At 71.2% G+C, this 23,941-nt stretch carries 16 protein-coding genes; 7 read left to right on the top strand and 9 right to left on the bottom strand.

Going from position 1 to position 23,941, the window contains the following annotated elements; translation table 11 throughout:
• The first annotated feature begins 32 nt into the window (after positions 1-32).
• From ACFVST_RS19630 to ACFVST_RS19620, 3 genes are all read left to right on the top strand, one after another.
• Entirely contained in the window at positions 33-1,439 is a 1,407-nt protein-coding gene (locus ACFVST_RS19630; protein WP_390153276.1) for an ABC transporter substrate-binding protein, read from the top strand.
• Positions 1,440-1,511: 72 nt separating this feature from the next.
• A complete protein-coding gene (locus ACFVST_RS19625) occupies positions 1,512-2,795 on the top strand; it encodes a carbohydrate ABC transporter permease (protein ID WP_390153273.1) in 1,284 nt (427 codons plus the stop codon).
• The gene (locus ACFVST_RS19620; protein WP_390153270.1) at positions 2,792-3,715 is read left to right on the top strand and encodes a carbohydrate ABC transporter permease; all 924 of its coding nucleotides are present in this window, start codon (positions 2,792-2,794) and stop codon (positions 3,713-3,715) included. Before ACFVST_RS19625 ends, ACFVST_RS19620 begins: the two co-directional genes overlap by 4 nt.
• Positions 3,716-3,826: 111 nt before the next feature.
• Here the strand turns inward: ACFVST_RS19620 and ACFVST_RS19615 are convergent, their stop codons facing one another.
• Entirely contained in the window at positions 3,827-4,543 is a 717-nt protein-coding gene (locus tag ACFVST_RS19615; RefSeq protein ID WP_390153353.1) for an alpha/beta hydrolase, read from the bottom strand.
• Positions 4,544-4,701: 158 nt separating this feature from the next.
• Here ACFVST_RS19615 and ACFVST_RS19610 point away from each other — a divergent pair, with 158 nt between their 5' ends.
• Positions 4,702-5,229: a DinB family protein gene (locus ACFVST_RS19610; RefSeq protein ID WP_390153268.1), complete on the top strand. Its 528-nt coding sequence runs from the start codon at positions 4,702-4,704 to the stop codon at positions 5,227-5,229.
• A gap of 47 nt (positions 5,230-5,276) precedes the next feature.
• On the opposite strand, the gene ACFVST_RS19605 is transcribed toward ACFVST_RS19610, so the two are convergent.
• Positions 5,277-5,915, bottom strand: a complete 639-nt coding sequence (locus ACFVST_RS19605) for a TetR/AcrR family transcriptional regulator (protein WP_390153265.1) — start codon at positions 5,913-5,915, stop codon at positions 5,277-5,279.
• 150 nt (positions 5,916-6,065) lie between these two features.
• Here ACFVST_RS19605 and ACFVST_RS19600 point away from each other — a divergent pair, with 150 nt between their 5' ends.
• Together ACFVST_RS19600 and ACFVST_RS19595 are read left to right on the top strand one after the other, a co-directional pair.
• Positions 6,066-6,989, top strand: coding sequence for an ABC transporter permease (locus tag ACFVST_RS19600; protein WP_390153262.1), 924 nt, complete (start codon positions 6,066-6,068; stop codon positions 6,987-6,989).
• A 19-nt stretch (positions 6,990-7,008) separates the two neighbouring features.
• Entirely contained in the window at positions 7,009-7,776 is a 768-nt protein-coding gene (locus ACFVST_RS19595; protein ID WP_390153350.1) for an ABC transporter ATP-binding protein, read from the top strand.
• A 55-nt stretch (positions 7,777-7,831) separates the two neighbouring features.
• Here ACFVST_RS19595 and ACFVST_RS19590 read toward each other — a convergent pair whose 3' ends face one another.
• From ACFVST_RS19590 to ACFVST_RS19570, 5 genes are all read right to left on the bottom strand, one after another.
• Entirely contained in the window at positions 7,832-8,992 is a 1,161-nt protein-coding gene (locus ACFVST_RS19590) for a glycosyltransferase (protein ID WP_390153260.1), read from the bottom strand.
• Complete coding sequence (locus tag ACFVST_RS19585) at positions 8,989-11,874, bottom strand: CDP-glycerol glycerophosphotransferase family protein (protein ID WP_390153257.1); 2,886 nt, start codon at positions 11,872-11,874, stop codon at positions 8,989-8,991. Before ACFVST_RS19585 ends, ACFVST_RS19590 begins: the two co-directional genes overlap by 4 nt.
• 259 nt (positions 11,875-12,133) lie before the next feature.
• Positions 12,134-17,071: an NAD-glutamate dehydrogenase gene (locus ACFVST_RS19580; RefSeq protein WP_390153254.1), complete on the bottom strand. Its 4,938-nt coding sequence runs from the start codon at positions 17,069-17,071 to the stop codon at positions 12,134-12,136.
• A gap of 537 nt (positions 17,072-17,608) precedes the next feature.
• Positions 17,609-18,322, bottom strand: coding sequence for an HAD family hydrolase (locus ACFVST_RS19575; RefSeq protein WP_390153251.1), 714 nt, complete (start codon positions 18,320-18,322; stop codon positions 17,609-17,611).
• A gap of 95 nt (positions 18,323-18,417) precedes the next feature.
• Complete coding sequence (locus tag ACFVST_RS19570) at positions 18,418-18,924, bottom strand: DUF6912 family protein (RefSeq protein WP_390153248.1); 507 nt, start codon at positions 18,922-18,924, stop codon at positions 18,418-18,420.
• Positions 18,925-19,834: 910 nt separating this feature from the next.
• Here ACFVST_RS19570 and ACFVST_RS19565 point away from each other — a divergent pair.
• Complete coding sequence (locus ACFVST_RS19565) at positions 19,835-20,272, top strand: Rv3235 family protein (RefSeq protein WP_390153245.1); 438 nt, start codon at positions 19,835-19,837, stop codon at positions 20,270-20,272.
• Between the two features lie 49 nt (positions 20,273-20,321).
• Here ACFVST_RS19565 and ACFVST_RS19560 read toward each other — a convergent pair whose 3' ends face one another.
• Both ACFVST_RS19560 and secA read right to left on the bottom strand, forming a co-directional pair.
• On the bottom strand, positions 20,322-20,699 hold the full coding sequence (locus ACFVST_RS19560; protein WP_390153242.1) for a VOC family protein: 378 nt from the start codon (positions 20,697-20,699) through the stop codon (positions 20,322-20,324).
• Between the two features lie 263 nt (positions 20,700-20,962).
• Positions 20,963-23,788 carry a preprotein translocase subunit SecA gene (gene secA / locus ACFVST_RS19555; RefSeq protein WP_390153240.1) on the bottom strand — a complete coding sequence of 942 codons (2,826 nt, stop codon included), beginning with the start codon at positions 23,786-23,788 and terminating at the stop codon, positions 20,963-20,965.
• Between the last annotated feature and the right edge of the window lie 153 nt (positions 23,789-23,941).

Genomic DNA, 23,941 nt, shown 5'->3' with positions numbered 1-23,941 from the left:
TGCGTTCAAGCAATGAAGAGAACGGGGCACTGATGCGCACCACCCTTCACACCACCCGGACCTCGGGCGCGGCCGGCGCCAGACGTACCCTTCCGGCGGCCCGGGCCGGGGCCGCCCTGGTCGCGGGGGCGCTGGTGCTCAGCCTCGGCGCCTGCTCCAGTGACGACGGGAAAAAGGACAAGGAGGCCGGCGCCGACAAGGGCGGCAGCTCGGCCTCGGTGAAGCTGCCCAAGCTGGACGGGGCCAAGCTGGAAGTCGCCGCGGTGTGGACCGGCGCCGAGCAGGACAACTTCAAGAAGGTCCTGGCCGAGTTCGAGAAGCGTACGGGCGCGAAGGTGACGTTCGTTCCCGCGCAGGACCCGATCATCAACTTCCTCGGTTCGAAGATCGCGGGTGACGCCCCGCCGGACGTGGCGCTGCTGCCGCAGGTCGGCGCCATCAAGCAGGCCGTGGCGAAGAAGTGGGCCAAGCCCGCCAGCCCCGAGGTCGAGGCCCAGCTCAAGAAGAACTACGACCAGGGCTGGCAGGACCTCGGCGCGGTCGACGGCAAGCAGTACGGCGTGTACTTCAAGGCCGCCAACAAGTCGCTGGTCTGGTACAACACCAAGGTCTTCGAGAACGCGGGCGCCAAGGAGCCCAAGACCTGGAAGGAGTTCCAGGCCACCGCGCAGTCCGTGTACGACTCCGGTGTGACGCCGCTGTCGGTGGGCGGCGCGGACGGCTGGGTGCTGACCGACTGGTTCGAGAACATCTACCTGTCGCAGGCCGGCCCGGACAAGTACGACCAGCTCGCCGAGCACAAGATCAAGTGGACCGATCCTTCGGTGGCGAAGGCGCTGACCACGATGGCCGAACTCCTCGGCAAGAAGGGCTACTTGGCGGGCGGCCCCAGCGGCACCCTGCAGACCGGCTTCCCGGACTCGGTGACCCAGACCTTCACCGGCGGCGACCAGCCGAAGGCCGGCATGGTCTACGAGGGCGACTTCGCCGCCGTCAACATCACCCAGGCGAAGGCGAAGATCGGCACCGACGCCAAGATGTTCCCGTTCCCCGCGGTCGGCGCCAAGCCGCCGGTGGTCAGCGGTGGCGACGCGGCCGTGGTGCTGAAGGACTCCAAGGCGAGCCAGGCGCTGCTGACGTTCCTCGCGTCCGCGGACGCCGCGAAGATCGAGGCGAAGGCGGGCGGCTTCCTCTCGCCGAACAAGGGCCTGGACCTGGCGGCGTACCCGAACGACGTGCAGCGCAGCATGGCGAAGGCGCTGATCGACGCGGGCAACGACTTCCGCTTCGACATGTCGGACCAGACCCCGCAGGCCTTCGGCGGCACGCCCGGCAAGGGCGAGTGGAAGGAACTTCAGGACTTCCTGAAGAACCCGAAGGACGTGGCCGGCACGCAGAAGCGGCTTGAGGCCGCGGCAGCCAAGGCGTACGGGAACTGACGGCCGATGGCATCGACCACCGCGGGGGGCGCCGCCGAGCCGGCGCCCCCCGCCCCCCGTACACGTAAGAGCGTGACAGGTACACGTAAGTCCATTGCGGTGCTCTTCCTGCTTCCGGCGCTGGTGCTGCTGGGCGCGCTCGTGGTCTACCCGATCTGTTACTCCCTGGTCCGCAGCTTCCTCGACCAGTCGGGGACGGGCTTCGCGGGCCTGGACAACTACCGGGAACTCTTCACCGACGACGGCATCGTCACCGCGATCAAGAACACCGCGATCTGGGTGGCGGTGGCGCCGGCGGTGGCCACCGCGCTCGGCCTGATCTTCGCGGTGCTCACCGAGCGGGTCCGCTGGGGCACCGCGTTCAAGCTGCTGATCTTCATGCCGATGGCGATCTCCATGCTCGCCGCCGGCATCATCTTCCGGATGGTCTACGAGCAGGACCCGGACCGCGGTGTGGCCAACGCCGTGGTGGTGGGCCTGCACGACACCTTCGCCGAGTCGTCCGCCTTCCCGCAGGCCCACCCGGGCCGCAACTCGCCGCTGAAGCGCGCGGGCGGCGGCGACTTCGTCACCGGCACCCCGGTCAAGGCCGGGACCCCGGTGGCGCTGCCGCTGGTCGGCGTGGCGCCCGATGTGATGCCCAAGGACGCGGCGCCCGCCAAGGCCGCCCAGGCCGAACCGGGCAAGGTCACCGGCACCACCTGGCAGGACTTCACCCGCGGCAAGGGCGTCGGCGTCCTCGGCAAACCGGACGCCACCGAGCAGGGCTACCCCGGGATGCGGATCGAGGCGGTCAAGGACGGCAAGGTGGTGGACTCCACCACGGCCGCCGCGGACGGCACCTTCACGCTCTCCGAGAAGGCCGACGGGGCACTGCTGAAGCTGCCCGCCAGCAACTTCGCCGAGCCGTACCGCGGCGTGGACTGGCTCGGCCCGACGATCGCCACCCCCGCGATCATCGGCAGCTATGTCTGGATGTGGGCCGGTTTCGCCATGGTGCTGATCGCCGCCGGGCTCGCCGGGATGCCGCGTGAACTGCTGGAGGCGGCCCGGGTCGACGGGGCCACCGAATGGCAGGTCTTCCGCCGGATCACGGTGCCGCTGCTGGCGCCGGTCCTGGTGGTGGTCCTGGTCACCCTGATGATCAATGTGCTGAAGATCTTCGACCTGGTCTTCATCATCGCGCCGGGCTCCTCGCAGGACGACGCGAACGTACTGGCGCTCCAGCTCTACCGGTCGGCGTTCTCCGACGGGCGGCCCGGAGTGGCCAGCGCCATCGCGATCCTCCTGCTGCTGCTGGTGGTTCCGATGATGTGGGTCAATGTGCGGCGGTTGCGCAAGGAGGTGCGGCGATGACGGCGGACAGCCAGACAGTCGGCAGCGAGGTGCCGGCGCCCGCCGCGCCCGCCCCGGCCCCGGCGGCCCCCGAGCGGCTCGGGACGCGGCTCGCGCAGCGCCTCAGCGGCGGGCTGCTCCAGGTGGTACTGATCGTGGTCGGCCTGTTCTGGCTGGTGCCGACGATCGGGCTGCTGCTCTCCTCGATGCGCACCTCCGGGGACCTGGCGTCCGGCGGCTGGTGGACGGTGTTCAGCGCCCCGTCGAAGCTCACCCTCGACAACTACCAGAAGCTGCTGGACAATTCGGCGATCACCGGCTCGCTGGTCAACTCCCTCCTGATCACGGTGCCCGCCACGGTGCTGGTGGTGATCATCGGCGCGCTCGCCGGCTACGCCTTCGCCTGGATGGAGTTCCCGGGCCGCGACTGGTGGTTCGTGGCGGTCGTCGGGCTGCTGGTGGTGCCGGTGCAGGTGGCGCTGCTGCCGATCGCCAAGCTGTTCGGCTCCATCGGGATCTTCGGCTCGGTGTTCGGCGCGATCCTCTTCCACGTCGGCTTCGGGCTGCCGTTCGCGGTGTTCCTGCTGCGGAACTTCTTCGCGGAGATCCCGAGGGAGCTGCTGGAGGCCGCCCGGCTGGACGGTGCGGGTGAACTGCGCCTGTTCTTCCGGGTGGTGCTGCCCCTGGGCGGCCCCGCGGTGGCCTCGCTCGGCATCTTCCAGTTCCTGTGGGTGTGGAACGACATGCTGGTCGCCCTGATCTTCACCGACTCGGGCAGCCAGCCGATCACGGTCGCTCTGCAGACGCAGGTGAGGCAGTTCGGCAACAACATCGATGTGCTGGCGCCCGGTGCGTTCATCTCGATGGTGATCCCGCTGATCGTGTTCTTCGCGTTCCAGCGGCAGTTCGTGTCCGGAGTGATGGCGGGCGCGGTGAAGTGACATCCGGCGGCGGGACGGGCGCGACCCGCGTCCGCCCCGCCGGCGAGCAGGCCCGGTGACCGTCCTTGCGGTCGCCGGGCCTGCTGCTGTTCCGGGCCGTCGCCGACGGGGCTACTGCTCCACCGGGCCGTCGGAGGTGAGGGCGGTGCGGAGCCAGTCGGGGGCGGTGGTCGCCGGGTCGGGGGCGAGGAGGGCGGTGGCGGCCTCGGCGGTGAGGCGGTGCCAGGTGGGGGCGCGCCGCAGCATCGGATGCCCGGCGCCGGACATCCGTACCGTCCCGGCGCGCGCCCCCGCCGCCCGCGCCCGGCGTACCAGGTCCGCGGAGGCCGCCGGGTCGGTGGTGCGGTCCCGGTCGCCGTGGAGCACCAGCAGGTAGCGGTCGGCGAGTTGGGCCACCGGCTCGCCGGGCGGGCACCACGGGGCGAGCGCCACCACGCCCCGTACCCCGGGCAGCCCGGCGGCGCGGAGAGCGGCCCGGCCGCCCATCGAGTGGCCCACCAGCACCACCGGTACCGGCCCCGCCACCGCCGCCACCGCGCGCAGCGCCTCCCGGGTGTCGCGCACCGGGTCGGCCGACGGGCCGTTCCAGCCGCGGTAGCGGTAGTGCACCAGGGCCACCAGCGGCCGGGCGGTCCCGCCGCGGTCGGCGACGTCCAGGATCGCGTCCGCCATCGGCCGCATCCGCAGTACCGCGGCCTGCCAGGGCCGGGCCGGGCGACGGCTCCGGGTGAACCCGCCGGGCAGCAGCAGGACCGCCGCGTCCGGCCGCTCGGTCCGCCGCACCAGCCGGAGGGTGCCGCCCGGCAGACGCCCGCCGCGGTCGGTCATGGTGCTCAACTCCCGGTCCTGCCGCGGCCGTCCAGGGTGCGGGTCCTGTGCGGGCGCCGGGTGCGGCCGCGGGGACCCCGGCTGCCCCCGTCTACCAGGGCGGCCGCGCCCGCCGGGGGCCGACCCGCCGCCAAGATCCGTATGGCAGGGTGGCGGGCATGGTGACCCTGCCCGACGGACGCGCCGTCCCGCCCCCGCAAGCCGATGAACGCGCCACCCTGGAGTCCTGGCTCGACTTCCACCGCGACACCCTCGCGGTGAAGTGCGCGGGCCTCGACGACGAGCAGGTGCGGCGGGCCGCGGTGCCGTCCTCCGCGCTGACGCTGCTGGGTCTGGTGCAGCATCTGGCGGAGGTCGAACGCAACTGGTTCCAGCGGGTGCTGGCCCGGGAGGCGGACGTGCCGGCGGTGTACCCGGACGCCACGAACGGCTTCGATCTGCACCCGGAGCGCGGGATGGCCGAGGCCCTGGAGCGGTGGCGGGCGGAGGTGGCGCGGAGCCGGGAGCTGACGGCCGGGGTCGCGCTGGAGGAGTGCGGGCTGCTGTCCGAGCGGGAGGCGCTCTTCACCGGCAGCCGTGAGGTCTCGCTGCGCTGGATCCTCGGCCATCTGATCGAGGAGTACGCCCGGCACAACGGCCACGCCGACCTGATCCGCGAGGCCCTGGACGGCACCACGGGACCCTGACCGCCCCGAGTAGCCGAGTACCTGAGTAACCCCCAAGTGCCCGCGTCCTAGAGGGCTTTGAGGGCGGCCGCCGTGGCGCGGGCCAGGGCGGGGAGGTAGTCGCGCGGCTGGGGGCCGCGCATCACCACCGCGCGCCAGTACAGCGGGCCGGAGATGAGGTCCAGGGCGAGGTCCTCGTCGAACTCCGCGGAGAGTTCGCCGCGCTCGCGGGCGGCGCGCACCACCCCGCTGGCCACCGAGTGCTGTGCGTCGCGCAGCGCCTTCTGGAGTGCCTGCGCGATGTCCGGGTTGCGGGCCGCCTCGGCCAGGAGGTCGGGGAGGATCTGGGAGGCGACGGGGTGCCGCAGGGCGCGCGCCGTCACCTCGTACAGCAGGCGCAGATCGCCCTCCAGGGTGCCGGTGCCGGGGGTGGGCAGGCCCTGGACGGCCAGCGCCGACACCAGGTCGAGGACGAGGTGCAGCTTGGAGCGCCAGCGGCGGTAGACGGCGGTCTTGCCGACACCGGCGCGGCGGGCGATGCCCTCGATGGACATCCGGGCGTAGCCGACGGCCGCCAGTTCGCCGAAGACGGCCGCCCGGATCGCCTCGGTCTTGTCCTCCCGGAGCACCGCGGCACCGGCGGGCGCCCTGCGCCGCGGCCGGGGCGTCTCGTCCCCCGTCTCCCTCACTGTCATGGGCCCCAGCATAGGGGGGGACGACGAAACGGTTGCGTTGCGACGTCGATCGGCCCTACGCTCTGCGGTGCGACGATACGGAACCGTTGCGACGTGACGGTAGCGACGCCTCGTGCGGGTTCCGTGCCGCGTGCCATCCCACCCCGAGCGGAAGCCACCGATGTGAGTCAGGTCCTCGACACCCCACCGCCCCCGGCGCCACCGGCGGCCGAACCGGCCCTGTCGCCGGCCGAACTGGCCGCGCGGCACGGGCTGTCGGTCAGCGGTGCCCGCCCCTCGCTGCCCGCGTATGTGCGGCAGTTGTGGCAGCGGCGGCACTTCATCACCGCGTTCGCCACCGCCAAGCTCACCGCCCAGTACAGCCAGGCGAAGCTCGGGCAGGTGTGGCAGGTGATGACGCCGCTGCTGAACGCGGCGGTCTACTACTTCATCTTCGGTGTGGTGATGAACACCCGGCGCGATGTGCCGGACTTCGTGCCGTTCCTGGTGACCGGTGTCTTCGTGTTCACCTTCACCCAGAGTTCGGTGCTCGCCGGCACCCGCGCCATCGCGGGGAACCTGGGCCTGGTGCGGGCCCTGCACTTCCCGCGGGCCGCGCTGCCGGTGTCGTACTGCCTCCAGCAGTTGCAGCAACTGCTGTTCTCGATGGGCGCGTTGGTGGTGATCCTGCTGTGCTTCGGGGTGCCGCCGCGGCCCTCGTGGCTGCTGGCGGTGCCGGTGCTGGTGCTGCAGTTCGTGTTCAACGCGGGGCTGGCGCTGATCGTGGCGCGGCTCGGCAGCAGGACGCCGGACATCGCGCAGTTGATGCCGTTCCTGCTGCGCACCTGGATGTACACCTCCGGGGTGATGTGGAGCATCGAGAAGGTGACCTCCGGGCGCCATCTCGCGTACCCGGTACGGCTGTTGCTGGAGTGCAATCCGGCGGCGGTCTTCATCGACCTGATGCGCTTCGCCCTCATCGACACCTTCACCGCCGGCCAACTCCCGCACCACGTATGGCTGTTGGCGGCGGGCTGGGCGCTGGTGGCGGGTGCGGCCGGGTTCGTCTTCTTCTGGCAGGCGGAGGAGACCTACGGCCGTGGCTGACGACAACGGCAAGAACCCGGTGCCCACCGTGATCGCGGACGGGGTGCACATCGTCTACCGGGTCAACGGCACCAAGGGCGGCCGGGGCGCCGCCACCGCCGCGCTCAGCCGGATGCTGCGGCGCGGCGGGGACGAGACGGCCCTCGGGGTGCGGAAGGTCCATGCGGTGCGCGGGGTGTCGTTCACCGCGTGGCGGGGCGAGGCGATCGGCCTGATCGGCACCAACGGCTCAGGGAAATCAACCCTGTTGAAGGCGGTGGCCGGACTGCTGCCGGTGGAGCGGGGCGCCATCCACACCGGCGGCCAGCCCTCCCTGCTCGGGGTGAACGCGGCGCTGATGAACGACCTGACCGGCGAGCGCAACGTCCATCTCGGGGGCCTGGCGATGGGCATGTCCCGCGCCGAGGTCCGCGAACGCTACGCCTCCATCGTGGACTTCTCCGGTATCAACGAGAAGGGCGACTTCATCACCCTGCCGATGCGGACGTACTCCTCCGGTATGGCGGCCCGGCTGCGGTTCTCCATCGCCGCCGCCAAGGACCATGACGTACTGCTCATCGACGAGGCGCTCGCCACCGGGGACCGCGGCTTCCAGAAGCGGTCCGAGGCCCGGATCAGGGAGCTGCGCCAGGAGGCCGGCACGGTGTTCCTGGTCAGCCACAACAACAAGTCGATCCGCGACACCTGCGAGCGGGTGCTGTGGCTGGAGCGCGGCGAGCTGCGGATGGACGGGCCGACGGATGAAGTCCTGGGCGCCTACGAGGAGTTCACCGGGGCGAAGAAGTAGCCACGGGGGCCGCGGGGGCCGGGCGCGGCGGACGATCACCGTTCGCGGGGCGCCGTCACCGTTCCAGGAGGGTGAACAGTTCCTCCCAGCGGTGCAGGACCTCCTCGGCGGAGTAGCGGCGGATGTTGCGGCGGGCGGCGTCGCCGAGGGTGTCGCGCAGTTCCCGGTCGGCGATCAACTCATCGAGGCGGCGGGCGAGTTCGGAGGTGTTGCCGGGTGCCGCGAGCAGCCCGTCCTCACCGTCCCGGACGATCTCGCGGACGCCGGGCGCGCAGTCGAACGCGGCACCCGGCAGGCCCGCCGCCATCGCCTCCATCAGCGCCAGCGGGAACCCCTCGGAGCGGGACGGCAGCACGAACAGCGAGGCCCGGCGCAGCGCCCCCGCCACATCATCGGTGCGGCCCGCCCACTCGACACCGCCGTCCAGACCGAGCGCGGTACAGCGGGCGCGCAGCGCCGCCTCGTCCTCGCCGTCGCCGTGGATCCGCAGCCGCCAGCCCGGGTGCCGGGGCGCGCACTCGGCCCAGGTGTCGAGCAGCAGGTCGATGCCCTTCTCGTCGCCGAGGCGGCCCACGCTCAGCACCACCGGCTCGGTGCGCGGGGACGGCTCGGCGGGCGGTGCGGGCAGCGGGTTCGGTAGGTGGCCGACGTTGTCCAGCCCGCCGCGGGTGATCCACAGATCGGCGTCCTCCCTGGTCAGCGCCAGCATCCGGGCCACATCCCGGTAGTAGGTGAGGCAGCGGCCGAAGCGGGAGCTGCCTCGGGTGGCCTGGTACGACTCATGGCTCATCCCGATCACCGGCAGGCCCGCGGTGTCCGCGCGGGCCACCCACTCCATCGCCCACACCTGGGCGACGATGACGACGGCTCCGGGTCGCGCCGCCCGGCAGAGGCGGGTGAGCGGGGCCGCGTGGCGCCGTGCCCCGGCCTCCCGGCGGCGCCGCCGCAGCCCGGCCACCGGCCCCCGGCCGCGCGGCACGGGCGGCGGATGCTCAGGGTGGAGGGTGGTCGTCGGATACGGCAACTCGCCTAGGTGCTGGGTGAGTTGGGCGGGCGCGGGCCGGATGCCGACCAGGTGCACCCGGTGGCCGCGGGCGGTGAAGAGCCGGGCCATCCGGTGCGACCAGGTGGTGACCCCGCCCAGTTCGTCCACGCTGTTGGCGACCAGCAGGATGTCCCGCCCGCCGGTGCCCGTGCCGTGGTCGGGGGCGCTCAACTCCGGTCCCCCGCACCGAAGTAGACGTCCACCACCCGGGCCGCAGCGTCACCCCGGTCCAACTCCCCGTAGCGCTCACGGAATTGGCGGCGGGCTTCGGTGAACTGACTGTCGGCTGCCTTGAGTTCGCCGATCGCGGTGAACAGTTCCGCCTGGTCGGCGAGTACCGGCCCCGGTGCCTCGGACCGCAGGTCGAAGTAGGTGCCGCGGCCCTGTCCCGCGTACTCGTCCCAGTCGTGGGCGTAGAACAGCATCGGCCGGTCCAGCAGCGCATAGTCGAACATCACCGAGGAGTAGTCCGTGATCAGGCCGTCGGCGAGGGTCAGCAGCGGGGTGATGTCATGCTCGGCGCCGACGTCCAGCACGGTGCCCCGCACCGAGGGCGGCAGCACCACCCGGTCCAGGTAGTGGGCCCGCACCAGCAGGACGAAGCGGTCACCGAAGCGGCGGGTGAACTCCTCGACGTCGAAGGGGAGTTCAAGCGGCGTGGGGCCGCCGCCCGCGCCGCGGAAGGTGGGCGCGTACAGCAGGATCTGCCGGTCGGGGGTGATGCCGAGGCGCTCCGCGAGCGGTCCCCGGCGCCGCACCCCGGTCTCCTCCTCCCGCAGCCGGGCCGCGACCAGGGCGTCGTTGCGCGGATACCCGGACCGCAGCGGCACCCCCTCCGGCAGCCCGAACGCCCGTACCAGGGTTCGCACATCGTGCTCCGAGCGGACCAGGAAGCAGTCGAAGCGGTCCAGCGCCGCCCGGTGCGCGGCCCGCGCGGTCGCGGGCATCGCCCTCAGCCCCGGCTCGTCGAACCCCATCCGCTTCAGCGCCGACCCGTGCCAGGTCTGGATATAGGTGGTTCCGGGCCGTTTGGCGAGCTTCAGCGGGAAGCCCTGGTTGTCGATCCAGAACTCGGCCCGCGCCAGCGCCCGCAGATACCGCAGACTCCACCGCCGCACCAGCACCGCGTCCGACGGAAACCCCTCCGGCCGCCCGCCCGCGTACGACCACACCGCCTCGAACCGCAGTCCGCGGCGCCGCATCTCCTCGTAGAGGGCACGCGGGCTGTCGCTGTACTGGCGGCCGAGGTGGCTCTCGAAGACGACCAGGCCGCGGCGGTGCGGCAGCCGGCAGAACACCCGGTGGTAGAGGCGGATCCTGGTCTCACCGGAGCGGGCCAGCCGCCGCGCCCGGCGCAGCGCGTCCTTCACGCGGCCCAGCGCCCCGGTGGCCAGCGCGGCCCGCACCCAGCCCTGGGTCCGGGACGCGGCCCGGCCCTCGGCCAGCAGATGGAAGGCGAGATGCCCGCGGCGGGACAGCTCGGGCGCCACCCGGTCCGCCGCCAGCCGGGTCAGCCGGGGCCGCACCGGCAGCGACGCCGCACCCTCAAGTGCCGTACCCCCACCGCTGATCCGGGTCCGCAGCCGCTCCCCCTCACCGTCGCCCACGGCCAGCTCCACCCGTACGTCCCACACCGTGTCGAAGACGCCGAGGGGCCGCAGCACCTTCGGGAGGTCGACGCAGGCCGTCCAGTGGAGGGCGCGGTCGGTGCGGCGCAGGGTGGTCAGCGGCACCCGGAAGGTCTGCGGGGAGTGGCGGCGGGCCCGCAGTTCGAGCCGGCCCCGCAGCGGCGTCCCGGGCCCGATCCGGCCCAGCGGATTGACGACGGAACCGGCGAGGAACACGGTGCCGTCCGCGTCCGCCCGGTAGCCGGTCAGCTCGTTGCGGAGGAAGAGTTCCCCCAACGGGGCGGTGTGGTAACCGAGTTGGGTCACATCCAGCACCTCGCGGCCCAGCGGGTCGGCCAGATGCCCGCCGCACCAGTAGACGCGGTCGTCGCGTTCGACCAGTGGCGCGGACAGCTTGCCGCGGTTGGCGAGGGTGTCCGCGGCGGGCAGCAGCTCGGCCCAGTCGCGGCGGGCCAGCAGATAGGCGCAGATCGCGTGGACGGGGTCGACCTCCCGCAGCGCCGCCGGATCCAGCGTCGCCAGATAGCCGCCCGCCAGCTCCGCGAACGCCTGCCGGTACTCCTCGTCGAGCAGCGGCAGATCCCGCAGATGCAGCACCAGATCGTGCTTGAGGAACTTCACGTCCTTGGCGAACTTCAGCTCATCCAGGCCCCGTTCGGCGAGCAACCGGTCCACCCGGCGGTGGATCTCCATCCGCTGCGCGAAGTTGCCGATCTCGTCGCGGCGGTTGCTGATGGAGCGCCGCCCGCCGCCGCTCGCCACCCGCCACTCGTAGACGCGGTTCGGGATGAGGGTGATACGGCGGGCGGCGGTGTAGGCCCGCGCGGAGAACAGCAGGTCCTCGTAGTGGACGCCGACGGGGAAGGTGAGCCGCTGCCCGGTGAGGAAGGCGCGGCGATAGCACTTGTTGGTGGAGAGGGTGTCGTAGACCAGCAGATCGGGCAGCTCGGCGATGGACTCCAGGGTGCGGGTGGTGCGGTACAGCCACGGATACCAGGGGTCGGCGCTCCGGTGCCGGGAGTCGACGCGGACCCGGACGCACAGCCCGGACACCAGGTCGGCGCCGGTGCGCTCGGCGGCCTCCAGCATGTTCCGGCAGGCGTTCGGCTCCAGTACGTCGTCGCTGTCCAGGAACATCACATAGCGGCCGCGGGCGGCCTCCACCCCGCGGTTGCGGGGCGCACCGCAGCCGCCGCTGTTCCGCGGCAGCCGCAGCGCCCGCACCCGGTGCGGCTCCCGCGCCGCGAACTCCTCGGCCCGCGCGAAGGAACCGTCCGTACTGCAATCGTCCACGACCACCGCCTCGACCCCGCGCAGGGTCTGCGCCAGCACCGACCCGACCGCCGCCGGCAGCCGCGCCTCATCGTTGTAGACGATCACCACCACGGTGACGTCGGGAGACACCACCCCCGACGCGCCGGCCACCCGCATACACCCTCCACAGGTCCACCCTCACCCCGTTCCTGCCGTACCTCCCATTAATCACCGGATCAGCGGCCATCGCACCCGCACCCGAAATCCAGCCCGCTCAATCCAGCCCGTCCGGCGTTTGAGGACATCGGGCCGAAGGCCGCGATCCCAGCCCGCCTGGGGCAGACGGCGGCGCGGCAAACGACGGCGGGGCGCCCACACCACAAAGGGTGCAGGCGCCCCGCCAAGCCACCGCCAAGACCAGCGTCAGCGACTACGCACGCAACATCGTCCGCATCGTCCGCATCGCCACCGACAGGTTCGCCAGGTCGAACGAGTCGGAGCCCTGGATCTCCTCCAGCGTGGCGCGGGCCCGGCCCAGGATGGGTGCGTTCCGCTCCTCCCAGGCCTTGAAGCGCTGCTCGGGTGTGGCCGAGCCGTCGCCCACCGCGAGCACATCCCCGGTGAGTGCCGCGTGCGCCGCGTACAGGTCCTCGCGGATGGAGGCGCGGGCCATGGACTGCCAGCGGTCGTTGCGCGGCAGCTCGATGACACGGTCCATGAGCTGGGCGATGTCCAGCCGGTCGGAGAGGTCGTAGTACACCTCGGCGACCGCCATCGGGTCCTTCTGCATCCGGTCCGCGATGGCCACGATGTCCAGCGTCGGGAACGCCGCGGAGAAGCCGGCGACCCGCTCCGCGAGGGCCTCCGGCACGCCCGCCTCGGTCAGCTCGTCGTGGATGGACTGGTACCACTCGGCGTCCGAGCCGCGCAGCAACTTCGGGAGCTGGGACCAGACCTGCGCCACGCCCTCCTGGAAGAAGCCGATGGTCTCGGCCAGCTCCAGGGGCTGCGGCCGGTTGTTCAGCAGCCACCGGGTGCCGCGTTCCACCAGGCGCCGCGAGTGCAGCCGGATACGGGTCTGCACCTCGGCCGCGACCTTGTTGTCGAGGTCCTCGACGGCGTCCCACACCTGGTTCAGGCCGAAGATCTCCCGGGCGGAGAGCTGGGCCCTGACGATCTCCTCCAGGGACGCCCCGGTCTCCTCCCGCAGCCGGTGCAGGAAGGTCGAACCGCCCGTGTTCACCGTGTCGTTGACGAGGACGGTGGTCACGATGTCCCGGGCCAGGGCGTGCCCTTCGACCTGCTCGGGGAACCGCTCACGCACCGGCTTGGGGAAGTAGGCGTGCAGCAGCCGCTGGAGGTACGGGTCGTCCGGCAGCCGCGTCGCGATCAGCTCCCCAGCCGCGGTGATCTTGGTGTAGGCGAGGAGGACGGCCAGCTCCGGCTGGGTCAGGCCGCGGCCCGCGTTCAGCCGCTCCTTGATCTGCCGGTCGGTGGGCAGGAACTCCAGAGCGCGGTCCAGATGCCCGGCCCGGCCCAGACGGCGCATGAACCGCTGCTGGGCGTGGAGCAGGGAGGAGGCCTCGGCGCTGGCGTTGGTCAGGGCCACGTTCTGCGCGTAGTTGTTCCGCAGGACGAGGGCGCCGACCTCGTCGGTCATCTCCAGGAGCAGCTTGTTGCGCTGCTTCACCGTCATGTCGCCGTCCGCGACGACCGCGTTCAGCAGGATCTTGATGTTCACCTCGTGGTCGGAGGTGTCCACCCCGGCGCTGTTGTCGATGGCGTCGGTGTTGATCCGGCCGCCGGTCTGCGCGAACTCGATCCGGCCGAGCTGGGTGGCGCCCAGGTTGCCGCCCTCGCCGACGACGCGGGCCCGGAGGTCCGCGCCATCCACCCGGATCGCGTCGTTCCCCTTGTCCCCGACGTCGGCGTTGGACTCGGCGCTGGACTTGACGTACGTGCCGATGCCGCCGTTCCACAGCAGGTCCACCGGGGCCTGGAGGATGGTGCGCATCAGGTCGGCCGGGGTCATCTTGGAGACCTTGCCCTCGATGCCGAGGGCCTCCCGGATGTGGGCGTTGAGCTGGATCGACTTCGCCGACCGCGGGAAGACCCCGCCGCCCGCGGACAGCAGCTCCGTGTCGTAGTCGGCCCAGGAGCTCCGCGGCAGCTCGAACAGCCGGCGCCGCTCCGCGTACGAGGTCGCGGCGTCCGGTGTCGGGTCGATGAAGATGTGCCGGTGGTCGAAGGCCGCGACCAGGCGGATGTGCTCGCTGAGCAACATGCCGTTGCCGAACACGTCACCCGACATGTCGCCGACGCCGACCGCGGTGAAGTCCTCGGTCTGGGTGTCGTGCCCCAGCTCCCGGAAGTGCCGCTTCACGGACTCCCAGGCGCCGCGGGCGGTGATGCCCATGCCCTTGTGGTCGTAGCCGGCGCTGCCGCCGGAGGCGAAGGCGTCCCCGAGCCAGAAGTCGTAGCTCTCGGCGACCTCGTTGGCGATGTCGGAGAAGGTCGCGGTGCCCTTGTCGGCGGCGACCACCAGATAGGTGTCGTCCTCGTCGTGGCGCACCACGTCCTTCGGCGGCACGACCTCCCCGCCGACCAGGTTGTCCGTGATGTCGAGGAGCGCGGAGATGAACGTGCGGTAGCAGGCGGTGCCCTCCGCGAGCCAGGCGTCCCGGTCGACCTGCGGATCGGGAAGCTGCTTGGCGACGAACCCGCCCTTCGCGCCCACCGGCACGATCACCGTGTTCTTCACCATCTGCGCCTTGACCAGTCCGAGGATCTCGGTACGGAAGTCCTCCCGCCGGTCCGACCAGCGCAGACCGCCGCGCGCCACCTTGCCGTAGCGCAGATGCACGCCCTCCACCCGCGGCGAGTACACCCAGATCTCGAACGCGGGGCGGGGCGCCGGCAGGTCCGGGATGGCCTGCGGGTCGAACTTCATCGACACATAGGCGGGCGGGTGGCCCGTCTCGGAGTGCTGGAAGAAGTTCGTCCGCAGCGTCGCCTTGATGACCGTCAGGAACGAACGCAGGATGCGGTCCTCGTCGAGGCTCGCCACCTGGTCGAGCGCCCCGTCGACCTCCTCCAGCAGCCCGTCGGTCAGCTCGGTGCCGGCCCGCTGCCGCTCCGGCGCCATCCGCGCCTCGAACAGCGACACCAGCAGCCGCGTGGTGTGCACATTGGTACGGAGGGTGTCCTCCATGTAGTCCTGGCTGAAGGTGGCCCCGGCCTGCCGCAGGTACTTGGCGTACGCCCGCAGCACCATGGCCTGCCGCCAGGTCAGCCCGGCGCCCAGCACCAGCGCGTTGAAGCCGTCGTTCTCCGCCTCGCCGGTCCACACCGCGGAGAAGGCCTCCTGGAAGCGCTCCCGGGCGTCGTCCCCGAGGTAATCCCCGGCGGCCACCGCGGACTTGGGCATCCGCAGCCCGAAGTCGTAGATCCACGCCGTCGACCGGTCCGCGCACCGCAGCTCGTACGGGCGCTCGTCGGTGACCTCCACGCCGAGGCGGCTCAGCACCGGCAGCACCGAGGACAGCGACACCTGCCCGCCGAAGCGGTAGATCTTGAAGCGGCGCTCGTCGGGCGCCGCACCCACCGGCTCGTACAGCGACAGGGAGAAGTCCTGCTCACCGTCGAGCAGCTTCTCCAGGTGCGCCAGGTCGGCGACGGCCGCGCGCGGCGAGTGGTCCGCCTTGTAGCCCTCGGGGAACGCACCGGAGTAGCGGCGCAGCAGCTCCGCCGCCCGCTCCTCACCGCACTCCGCGTTCAGCGCCTCCGCGAAGGAGTCCGCCCAGGAGCGGGCCGCCTCCACCAGCCGGCCCTCGATCCGGTCCTTGTCCTGGTCGCTCAGCTCCGGCAGCTCGGTACCGGGCGGGACCCGCACCACGAAGTGCAGCCGGGACAGGATGGACTCGGTGTTCCACGCGGTGAAGTCGACGTTGGTGCCGCCCAGTTCCTCCTTGAGGATGTCCACGATCCGCAGCCGCACGCCGGTCGTGTACCGGTCCCGCGGCAGATACACCAGCGCCGAGTAGTAGCGGCCGTACTCGTCCTTGCGCAGGTACAACCGCAGCCGGCGGCGCTCCTGGAGGTAGAGGACGCTGGTCGCGATCTCCCGCAGCTCGTCGGGCGGCGTCTGGAACAGCTCGTCGCGCGGATAGGTCTCCAGGATCTGCAGCAGGTCGCGCCCGTCGTGGCTGCTGGGCTGGAACCCGGCGCCGCGCAGCACCTCCTGCACCTTGCGCCGCACCACCGGCACCCGCCGCACCGACTCGGTGTACGCCGCCGAGGAGAACAGCCCGAGGAAGCGCCGCTCCCCCACCACATTGCCGTCCGCGTCGAACTTCTTCACCCCCACGTAGTCCAGGTACGAGGGGCGGTGCACGGTGGCCCGGCTGTTCGCCTTCGTCAGGACGAGGAGCTTGTGCTCGCGGGCCTTGGCGCGGGCGTCCGCCGGCAGCCGCGAGAAGGACGGGCTGACGGGGTGGTCCTCGGTCTCGCCGTGCTGCGGGTCGGCGCGCAGGATACCGAGGCCGGTGCCGGGGACCGGGGCCAGCGAGTCGTCGTCGCGCAGCTCGTACTCGCGGTAGCCGAGGAAGGTGAAGTGGTCCGCGGAGAGCCAGCGCAGCAGCTCCCGCGCCTCCTCCACCTCCGCCTCGGGCAGATCACGCGCGGTCGGCTCGTCCGGCAGCCCTTCCGCCATGCCGAGCGCCGTCTGGCGCATCTTCTCCCAGTCCTCGACGGCCTCCCGCACATCGGACAGGACGCGCAGCAGGTCGGCGGTGATCTGCTTCAGATCGCCGCGGTCGGTCTCCCGGTCGATCTCGACATGGATCCAGGACTCGGTGTGCACATCGTGCGGCTGCTCGGCCCTGTCCGCGGGCAGCCCGGCGGGCAGTACCTCCAGCAGCTTGCCGGTGACATCGCGGCGGACGATGACCTGCGGGTGGATCACCACATGGATGCCGCGGCCCTGCCGGGACAGCTCATTGGTGACGGAGTCGACGAGGAACGGCATGTCGTCGGTGACGACCTCGACCACGGAGTGGCTGCACGTCCAGCCGTTCTCCTCGACGGTGGGGGTGTGGACCCGGACGTTCGCCGTGCCCTGCGGGCGGTTCTCGGCGAGCCGGTAGTGGGAGAGCGCGCCGCCGAAGACGTCCACCGGGTCCCGGTCGGCGAGGTCTTCGGGCGCGGTATGCAGGTAGTAGCGCTGGAGGAAGGCGAGCACCGCTTCCCGGTCCGGAGCCCCCCCGTCCTTCGTCCCGGTGGGCAGAAAGCTCCCGACCGGACCGTTCTCAGCAACCCGGGCGGCCCGTTCGAGCAGCTCGGCCTTGGCTTCGTCCAGCTTGGTCTGCATGGTCCTCTGGCTCCTGTCGCGCGCCGTTGCGTGACCTAGAAGATGGCGATGTGACGTAACGCCGCGACGCGGGGTGTCCGGTCGTGGTCGACGTTATGCGGTGATGAGAGACGAATGGGGCGGAATACGCCATGTCGGGCGCTCCGACCCACCGGTGCCGACCAGCGACGGCCCGGCCACGGAAGTGCTCCGTACGCGCCGGGCGAGCGGCAGGGACACACCGGCCCCCGCGGGATATCGCGCTGATCACGGCACCCAGGCTATCTCTCTCCCACGGCACCGCGTCACGGGCCGCTCCTGTCCAAATCCCCAGCGGAATTTTGACACTTTGCACAGGCAGGGCGGGGGTACGGCGTCCCCTGGAGGCAGGCGCGATGCCTCCAGGGAAAGGGGAGGCGATCGTCCGCTTCTGGGGGGCGGGGGGCGGCGGGCGAGCGCCGTGAACTCCGGTGCGGGTGGCTTGCGTTGGGGGCTTGCGTTGGGGGCTTGGCTTCGTTTGCGCCGGGGCTCAGCTTGCGTCGGCGGGTGGTAGGGAGATCAGTCGCAGGTGACCGCCGCCTCGGCCAGGGCGACCGCTTCCGCCAGGGAGTCGACCACCGGCACCCCCGCCGCCGCCAGACTCTCCCGGCTGTGCGAACCACCCGTGTACAGCACCGCCCGCGCCCCCGCCGCCCGCGCGGCCACCGCGTCGTCCACCGCGTCCCCGATCACCACCGTCCGCGGCGGCGGCCCGCCCGTCCCGCCCAGCGCCGCCAGATGCCGCACCATGTGCTCCGCCTTACTGCCGCCCGTGGGCCCGCGCAGTCCGTCCACCCGCACGAACCGCGACTCGATCCCGAAGCCCCGCACCAGCGGCACCAACTCCTCGTGCCCGTACATGCTCAGCAGCGACTGGCTGCGCCCCGCGGCCTGCCAGTCCGCGAGCAGCGCCCCCGCCCCCTCGGTGAGCGCACAGGCCGCCCGCTGCTGTGTGTAGTGCCGGTGGAACGCGCCGTCCATCGCCGCCCACTCGCCCTCACTGGGCACCCGCCCCATCAGCCGCTGGTAGAAGAGCCGCACCGGCACGCAGAACAACTCGCGGTACTGCTCCAGTGTGATCGGCGGCAGCCCTATCTCCGCGAAGGCCGCGTTGTTCGCCGCCACCACCGCGTCGATGTCGTGGAACAGCGTCCCGTTCCAGTCCCACACGATGTGCGCCGCCGCCGTACCGGCCCGCCGCCCCGAACCACCCGAACTCCCCGAAGACACCATGCGGAAAAAGGTACCCGGCACCACTGACAACGCGGCGGGCCCGAACTTCCTCCGACGCCGCGACCTGCGGCTCTGCGGTCTGGGGCTCGGGGGGTTCAGCGGAGGAGGTGGGGGATCTCCTGGGTCGCGTACCAGAGCAGTTCGTGGTCCTCCGCGCCGTCCACCGTGAACCGGGCGTCGTCATCCCCCTGGTCCGCCGCACCCAGCGCCTCCGCCGCCGCGGACACATCGGCCTCCGCGTCGTCCGCGTCGACATGGACCGCCGCCGCCTTCGCCAACGGCACCGCACGCTCCATCCGCACCTCACCGAGCGCCCCCGGATCAAGGCCCCGGTCCGGGTCGACCGCCGCCGACTGGTCCGGCACGTCCACCGCGACCACGACCCGGCGCCGCGGCGTCCCCGGCGTGGTGGCGAGCAGGCGCAGCGAGGCCAGCGCGGCCCGGTTCAGCGCCGCGTACTCCAACTCCTCGATGTCGTCGGACACATACCACTCCCGGAGCGCCGGAGTCACCGCGTACGCGGTCAGCGGGCCGGGTCCCAGCTCTCCGGTCCGGTACGCCTCGGCGAGACCGGGGAGGGTCAGGGGAACGTAGACACGCATCTCGGACCGCTTTCGTCGCAGGGAACCCGCACCGGCGCGAGGCGGCGGGAAGGGCCATCAGGATACGTGCGGACGTCCCCCTTCGAGTTGCCCTCCTCCACGCCCCGGCAGCCGCTACGGGCCCCCGGCGGACGCCCACAGCCCAGTCCCCGCAAGGGCCGTCACCCTGATAGGTGAATTCTCTCGGCGGCCCCTTTCGGCCCGACACGTGTTGCGGAGCCCACCCCCGGCCTCGTACAAGATCCCCAGCAGAAGCTACTGCCCGGTATCCCCACCGGGCCGACACCAAGCGGGGGCTCGCACGGTGCCAACATCCACGTCCACACCCATGTCCACGTCCACCACTCCCCCGGACTCCGACCGGACCGACCAGAATCCTGGGCCCGCTCGCAGCGCCGACTCGGAACGGCCGTCGGACCGCGAAGACCGGGCCGTCAACTCAACGGCGCGGCAAGGAGATCACCCCATGCAACGGCCATCCCGGCAGGACGACGGCGAACCCGGCGCAGCACCTGCGGCTCGCACCGCAGCACCGGCCTACCCCACCGCAGCACCGGGACCGGGACCGGGCCTCCTGGGCGGCGGGCCGGGGCTGCCTCCGGGGCAGGATGCCGACGCCGCCGACCGGTCCCCGGCTGTCGTGGTCCGGTCATCGGGGGTGGCTGGTCGGGCTGCTGAGTCGGCTCCCGGTGCGCGGCCCGGTCCCCCGCCCACCGGCGCCACGGATCGCGGGGCACCGTCGCAACTCCCGTACGCGGGGGCGGAGACCGGGCCCGCGGAGGGTGCCGGGTCCGATACGGGCGCCGCCCCCGGCGCGGTCAGCGGGTCCGGGTACCGGCCGGAGTGGGTCCCCCGGCAGGGGTTCCGGCAGAGTTCGCGCCCCGGTCCGGGGGCGGCGGGGCGAGCGGGGATGCGCGGCGGACCGGGCGGGCGCCCGCCGGGGCGGCGGGACCCACGGCGTCCCGGGGCCGGCCGCGCCCTCTCCCGGCCGCCCGCGCGGCCCACCGCCGTCCGGCCGCCGGACCTCTTCGCGGAGCGCCTGCTGGCCGTCCTCAGCGGCCAGCGCCCGGTGCACTGGATGCTGCGGCACACGGCGGGACAGGCCTACGACGAATTGGTGTGGCTGGCGGAACGCTCACCGCTGCGCGCCAGGAGCGGCAGTCGGCCGGTGGTACGCGACCTCGGCTACTTCGTGACCGCGGACGGCGCCGTCGAGGCCTTCGCCCGCATCGGCGCGGGCGAGCGGCTGCGCGCCATGGCCTTCCGCCTGGAGCGCTTCCCCGACCTGCGCTGGCGCTGCACCGCGGTCGAACTCGGCGGCCCCTCCCTCCGCCCGCCCACCAACTGACGGCGGTGGAGGGCCGCAAGCCGCCGCAGCGGACTACTGCCCGCTCCCGTCAGCCCTCGTCCGCCGGGCCCTGTACGAACTGGAGGTAATTGCCCACGGGATCAAGGATGGTGGCGAAGATCCAGCCGCCCTCCACCGCGTCCACGGGCCGTACCCAGGTCACATTCAGCGTGTTGAGGTGCTGCTCGACGGCCCGCATATCGCGCACCATCAGATTGACCAAGTGCCGTCCGGGCTCTGCCGCCTTCTCGGCGACATCGTCCCGCCCGTCGAAGCCGATGATCGTTTCCTTGCCGATCATCAGCATATGGCTCTCCCAGCGGGCGCCCAGCGGCTCCAGGGCTGCGCGGTACCACTCGACGAGCCCGTCGGGCTCGGTGGAGCCCAGTACGACGCCGAGTCCGGTGATGTTGCTCGTGGCTGCCATGGGTGCTGCCTCCTCGTTCTGCTCCTGCCTGATGCGGGTCCGGGGCGTGGCCGTACTCCGGCGCATCTGCCCGTACCCGTGTCTGTACAGAGGAACGACTCCCCGGGACCGCAGAACTCATCGCTCCAGCGCGAATCCCTCCGCCCCGTCCCCCTCCCCCCCGAGAGGGGCAGGGAGCGGGGCGGAGGGAAAGGGCACCGCGCCGGACAGCACCGCACCCCGGCGCCCATGTGATGGCGGGCGCCGGGGTGCGGTGGCTGCGGCTACTTCTTGCGGCGGCGTCCGCCCTTCTGCTGCTTGCGCCGCTCGGCACGGGTCATACCGTCCGACTCGGACCGCGCCGGCGCCTCGCCGGAGGCGAAGTCGCCCTCCACGACGCCGCCTTCACCGTCGACGGTCGGCGCGGAGAAATGCAGCCGGTCGGGCCGCTGCGGTGCGTCGAGACCCTTGGCGCGGATCTCGGGGCGACCGGCGCCCGCCGGGACCGCGTCCTGCGCCGGCTCCTTCTCCTGGGAGGTGGTGGACTCCGCGTCCTCGACCGGAACCTCCTCGACCTGCTGCTCGACCTGGACCTCCAGGTTGAACAGATAGCCGACGGACTCCTCCTTGATGCCGTCCATCATGGCGCCGAACATGTCGAAGCCCTCCCTCTGGTACTCGACCAGCGGGTCCTTCTGCGCCATGGCGCGCAGGCCGATGCCCTCCTGGAGGTAGTCCATCTCATAGAGGTGCTCACGCCACTTGCGGTCCAGGACCGACAGCACCACGCGGCGCTCCAGCTCACGCATGATGTCGGAGCCGAGCTGTTCCTCACGCGCCTCGTACTGCTCGTGGATGTCGTCCTTGATCGACTCGGAGATGAACTCCGCGGTGAGACCCGCGCGGTCCCCCGCCTCGTCCTCCAGGTCCTCGATGGTGACCTTGACCGGGTACAACTGCCGGAACGCGCCCCACAGCCGGTCGAGGTCCCACTCCTCGGCGAAACCCTCGGCGGTCTCGGCGGAGACATAGGCGTCGATGGTGTCGTCCATGAAGTGCTGGATCTGCTCGTGCAGGTCCTCACCTTCGAGGACGCGGCGCCGCTCCCCGTAGATGACCTCGCGCTGCCGGTTGAGCACCTCGTCGTACTTGAGGACGTTCTTGCGGGTCTCGAAGTTCTGCTGCTCGACCTGGGACTGGGCGGAGGCGATGGCGCGGGTGACCATCTTGTTCTCGATGGGCACATCGTCCGGGACGTTGGCCATGGCCATGACGCGCTCGACCATCTGCGCCTTGAAGAGCCGCATCAGGTCATCGCCCAGGGACAGATAGAAACGGGACTCGCCCGGGTCGCCCTGACGGCCGGAGCGACCGCGCAACTGGTTGTCGATCCGGCGGGACTCATGCCGCTCGGTGCCCAGGACATACAGCCCGCCGAGGTCCTTGACCTCTTCGAACTCGGCCTTCACGGACTGCTCGGCCTTCTCCAGCGCGGCGGGCAGCGCCGCCGCCCACTCCTCGACATGCTCCACCGGGTCGAGGCCCATCTGCCGCAGCTCGGCCTCGGCCAGATCGTCCGGATTCCCACCGAGCTTGATGTCGGTACCGCGGCCCGCCATGTTGGTCGCGACGGTGACAGCGCCGCGGCGGCCGGCCTGGGCGACGATCGACGCCTCCCGCTCATGGTGCTTGGCGTTGAGCACCTCGTGCTGGATACCGCGCTTGCTCAACTGCTGCGACAGATACTCGGACTTCTCCACCGAGGTGGTACCGACGAGGATCGGCTGCCCCTGCTCGTGCTTCTCCGCGATGTCGTCCACGACCGCGTCGAACTTGGCGACCTCGGTGCGGTAGATCAAGTCCGACTGATCCATGCGGATCATGGGCCTGTTGGTGGGGATCGGGACGACGCCGAGCTTGTAGATCTGGTGGAACTCGGCGGCCTCCGTCATCGCCGTACCCGTCATCCCGGACAGCTTGTCGTAGAGGCGGAAGAAGTTCTGCAGGGTGATCGTGGCGAGGGTCTGGTTCTCGTCCTTGATGTCCACCCCCTCCTTCGCCTCGATCGCCTGGTGCATTCCCTCGTTGTAGCGGCGGCCCGCGAGGATACGACCGGTGTGCTCGTCGACGATCATGACCTCGCCGTCGATGACGACGTAGTCCTTGTCCTTCTTGAAGAGTTCCTTCGCCTTGATGGCGTTGTTGAGGTAGCCGACGAGCGGGGTGTTCACCGACTCGTAGAGGTTGTCGATCCCCAGCCAGTCCTCGACCTTGGTCACACCGGACTCATGGATCGCGACAGTCCGCTTCTTCTCGTCGACCTCGTAGTCGCCGGTCTCCTCGATGCCCTTGAGCTGGTTGCCCGCCTCGCCGCGCTTCAGCCGCAGCACCAGCTTCGCGAAATCGCCGTACCACTTGGTCGCCTGGTCGGCCGGACCGGAGATGATCAGCGGCGTACGCGCCTCGTCCACGAGGATGGAGTCCACCTCGTCCACCACCGCGAAGTTGTGGCCGCGCTGGACGAGTTCGTCCTGCGCCCAGGCCATGTTGTCGCGGAGGTAGTCGAAGCCGAACTCGTTGTTGGTGCCGTAGGTGATGTCGCAGTTGTACTGCTCGCGGCGCTGCGCCGGCGTCATGTTCGCCAGGATGCAGCCCACGCTCAGACCGAGGAACTTGTGGACGCGGCCCATCATCTCGGAGTCGCGCTCGGCCAGATAATCGTTGACCGTGATCAGGTGCACGCCCTTGCCGGACAGCGCATTCAGATACGTCGGCAGCGTACCCACCAGGGTCTTGCCCTCGCCGGTCTTCATCTCGGCGACATACCCGAGATGCAGCGCCGCACCGCCCATCAACTGCACGTCGTAGTGACGCTGCCCCAGGACCCGCTTCGCGGCCTCACGGACCGCGGCGAACGCCTCCGGGAGGATGTCGTCAAGGGTGTCGCCCTCCGCGAGACGCTCCTTGAATTCGTCGGTGAGGGCCCGCAGCTCGGCGTCGGAGAGGCTCACGAAGTCCTCTTCGATGGAGTTGACCTGGTCCGCGATGCGGTGCAGCTTGCGCAGGATCTTGCCTTCGCCTGCACGCATGATCTTCGAGAGGACGGACACGGGGGTTGGTCTCCTTGCCGGTCGGCCTGGCGGTCGGTTTCCGTTGAGCAACGGCCATCGTAAGCGAGGACCCCGCCACGCCGGGAGGTGTGGCAGGACGACAACACACGAAGGCCAAAGGGGACAACGGCCGGGAGCCGCCGAAGGTGCCGC

Source organism: Streptomyces sp. NPDC058045, from assembly GCF_042885635.1.
In the GTDB taxonomy this organism is placed as follows: Bacteria; Actinomycetota; Actinomycetes; order Streptomycetales; family Streptomycetaceae; genus Streptomyces.
This window is presented reverse-complemented; position numbering and strand designations above follow the sequence as displayed.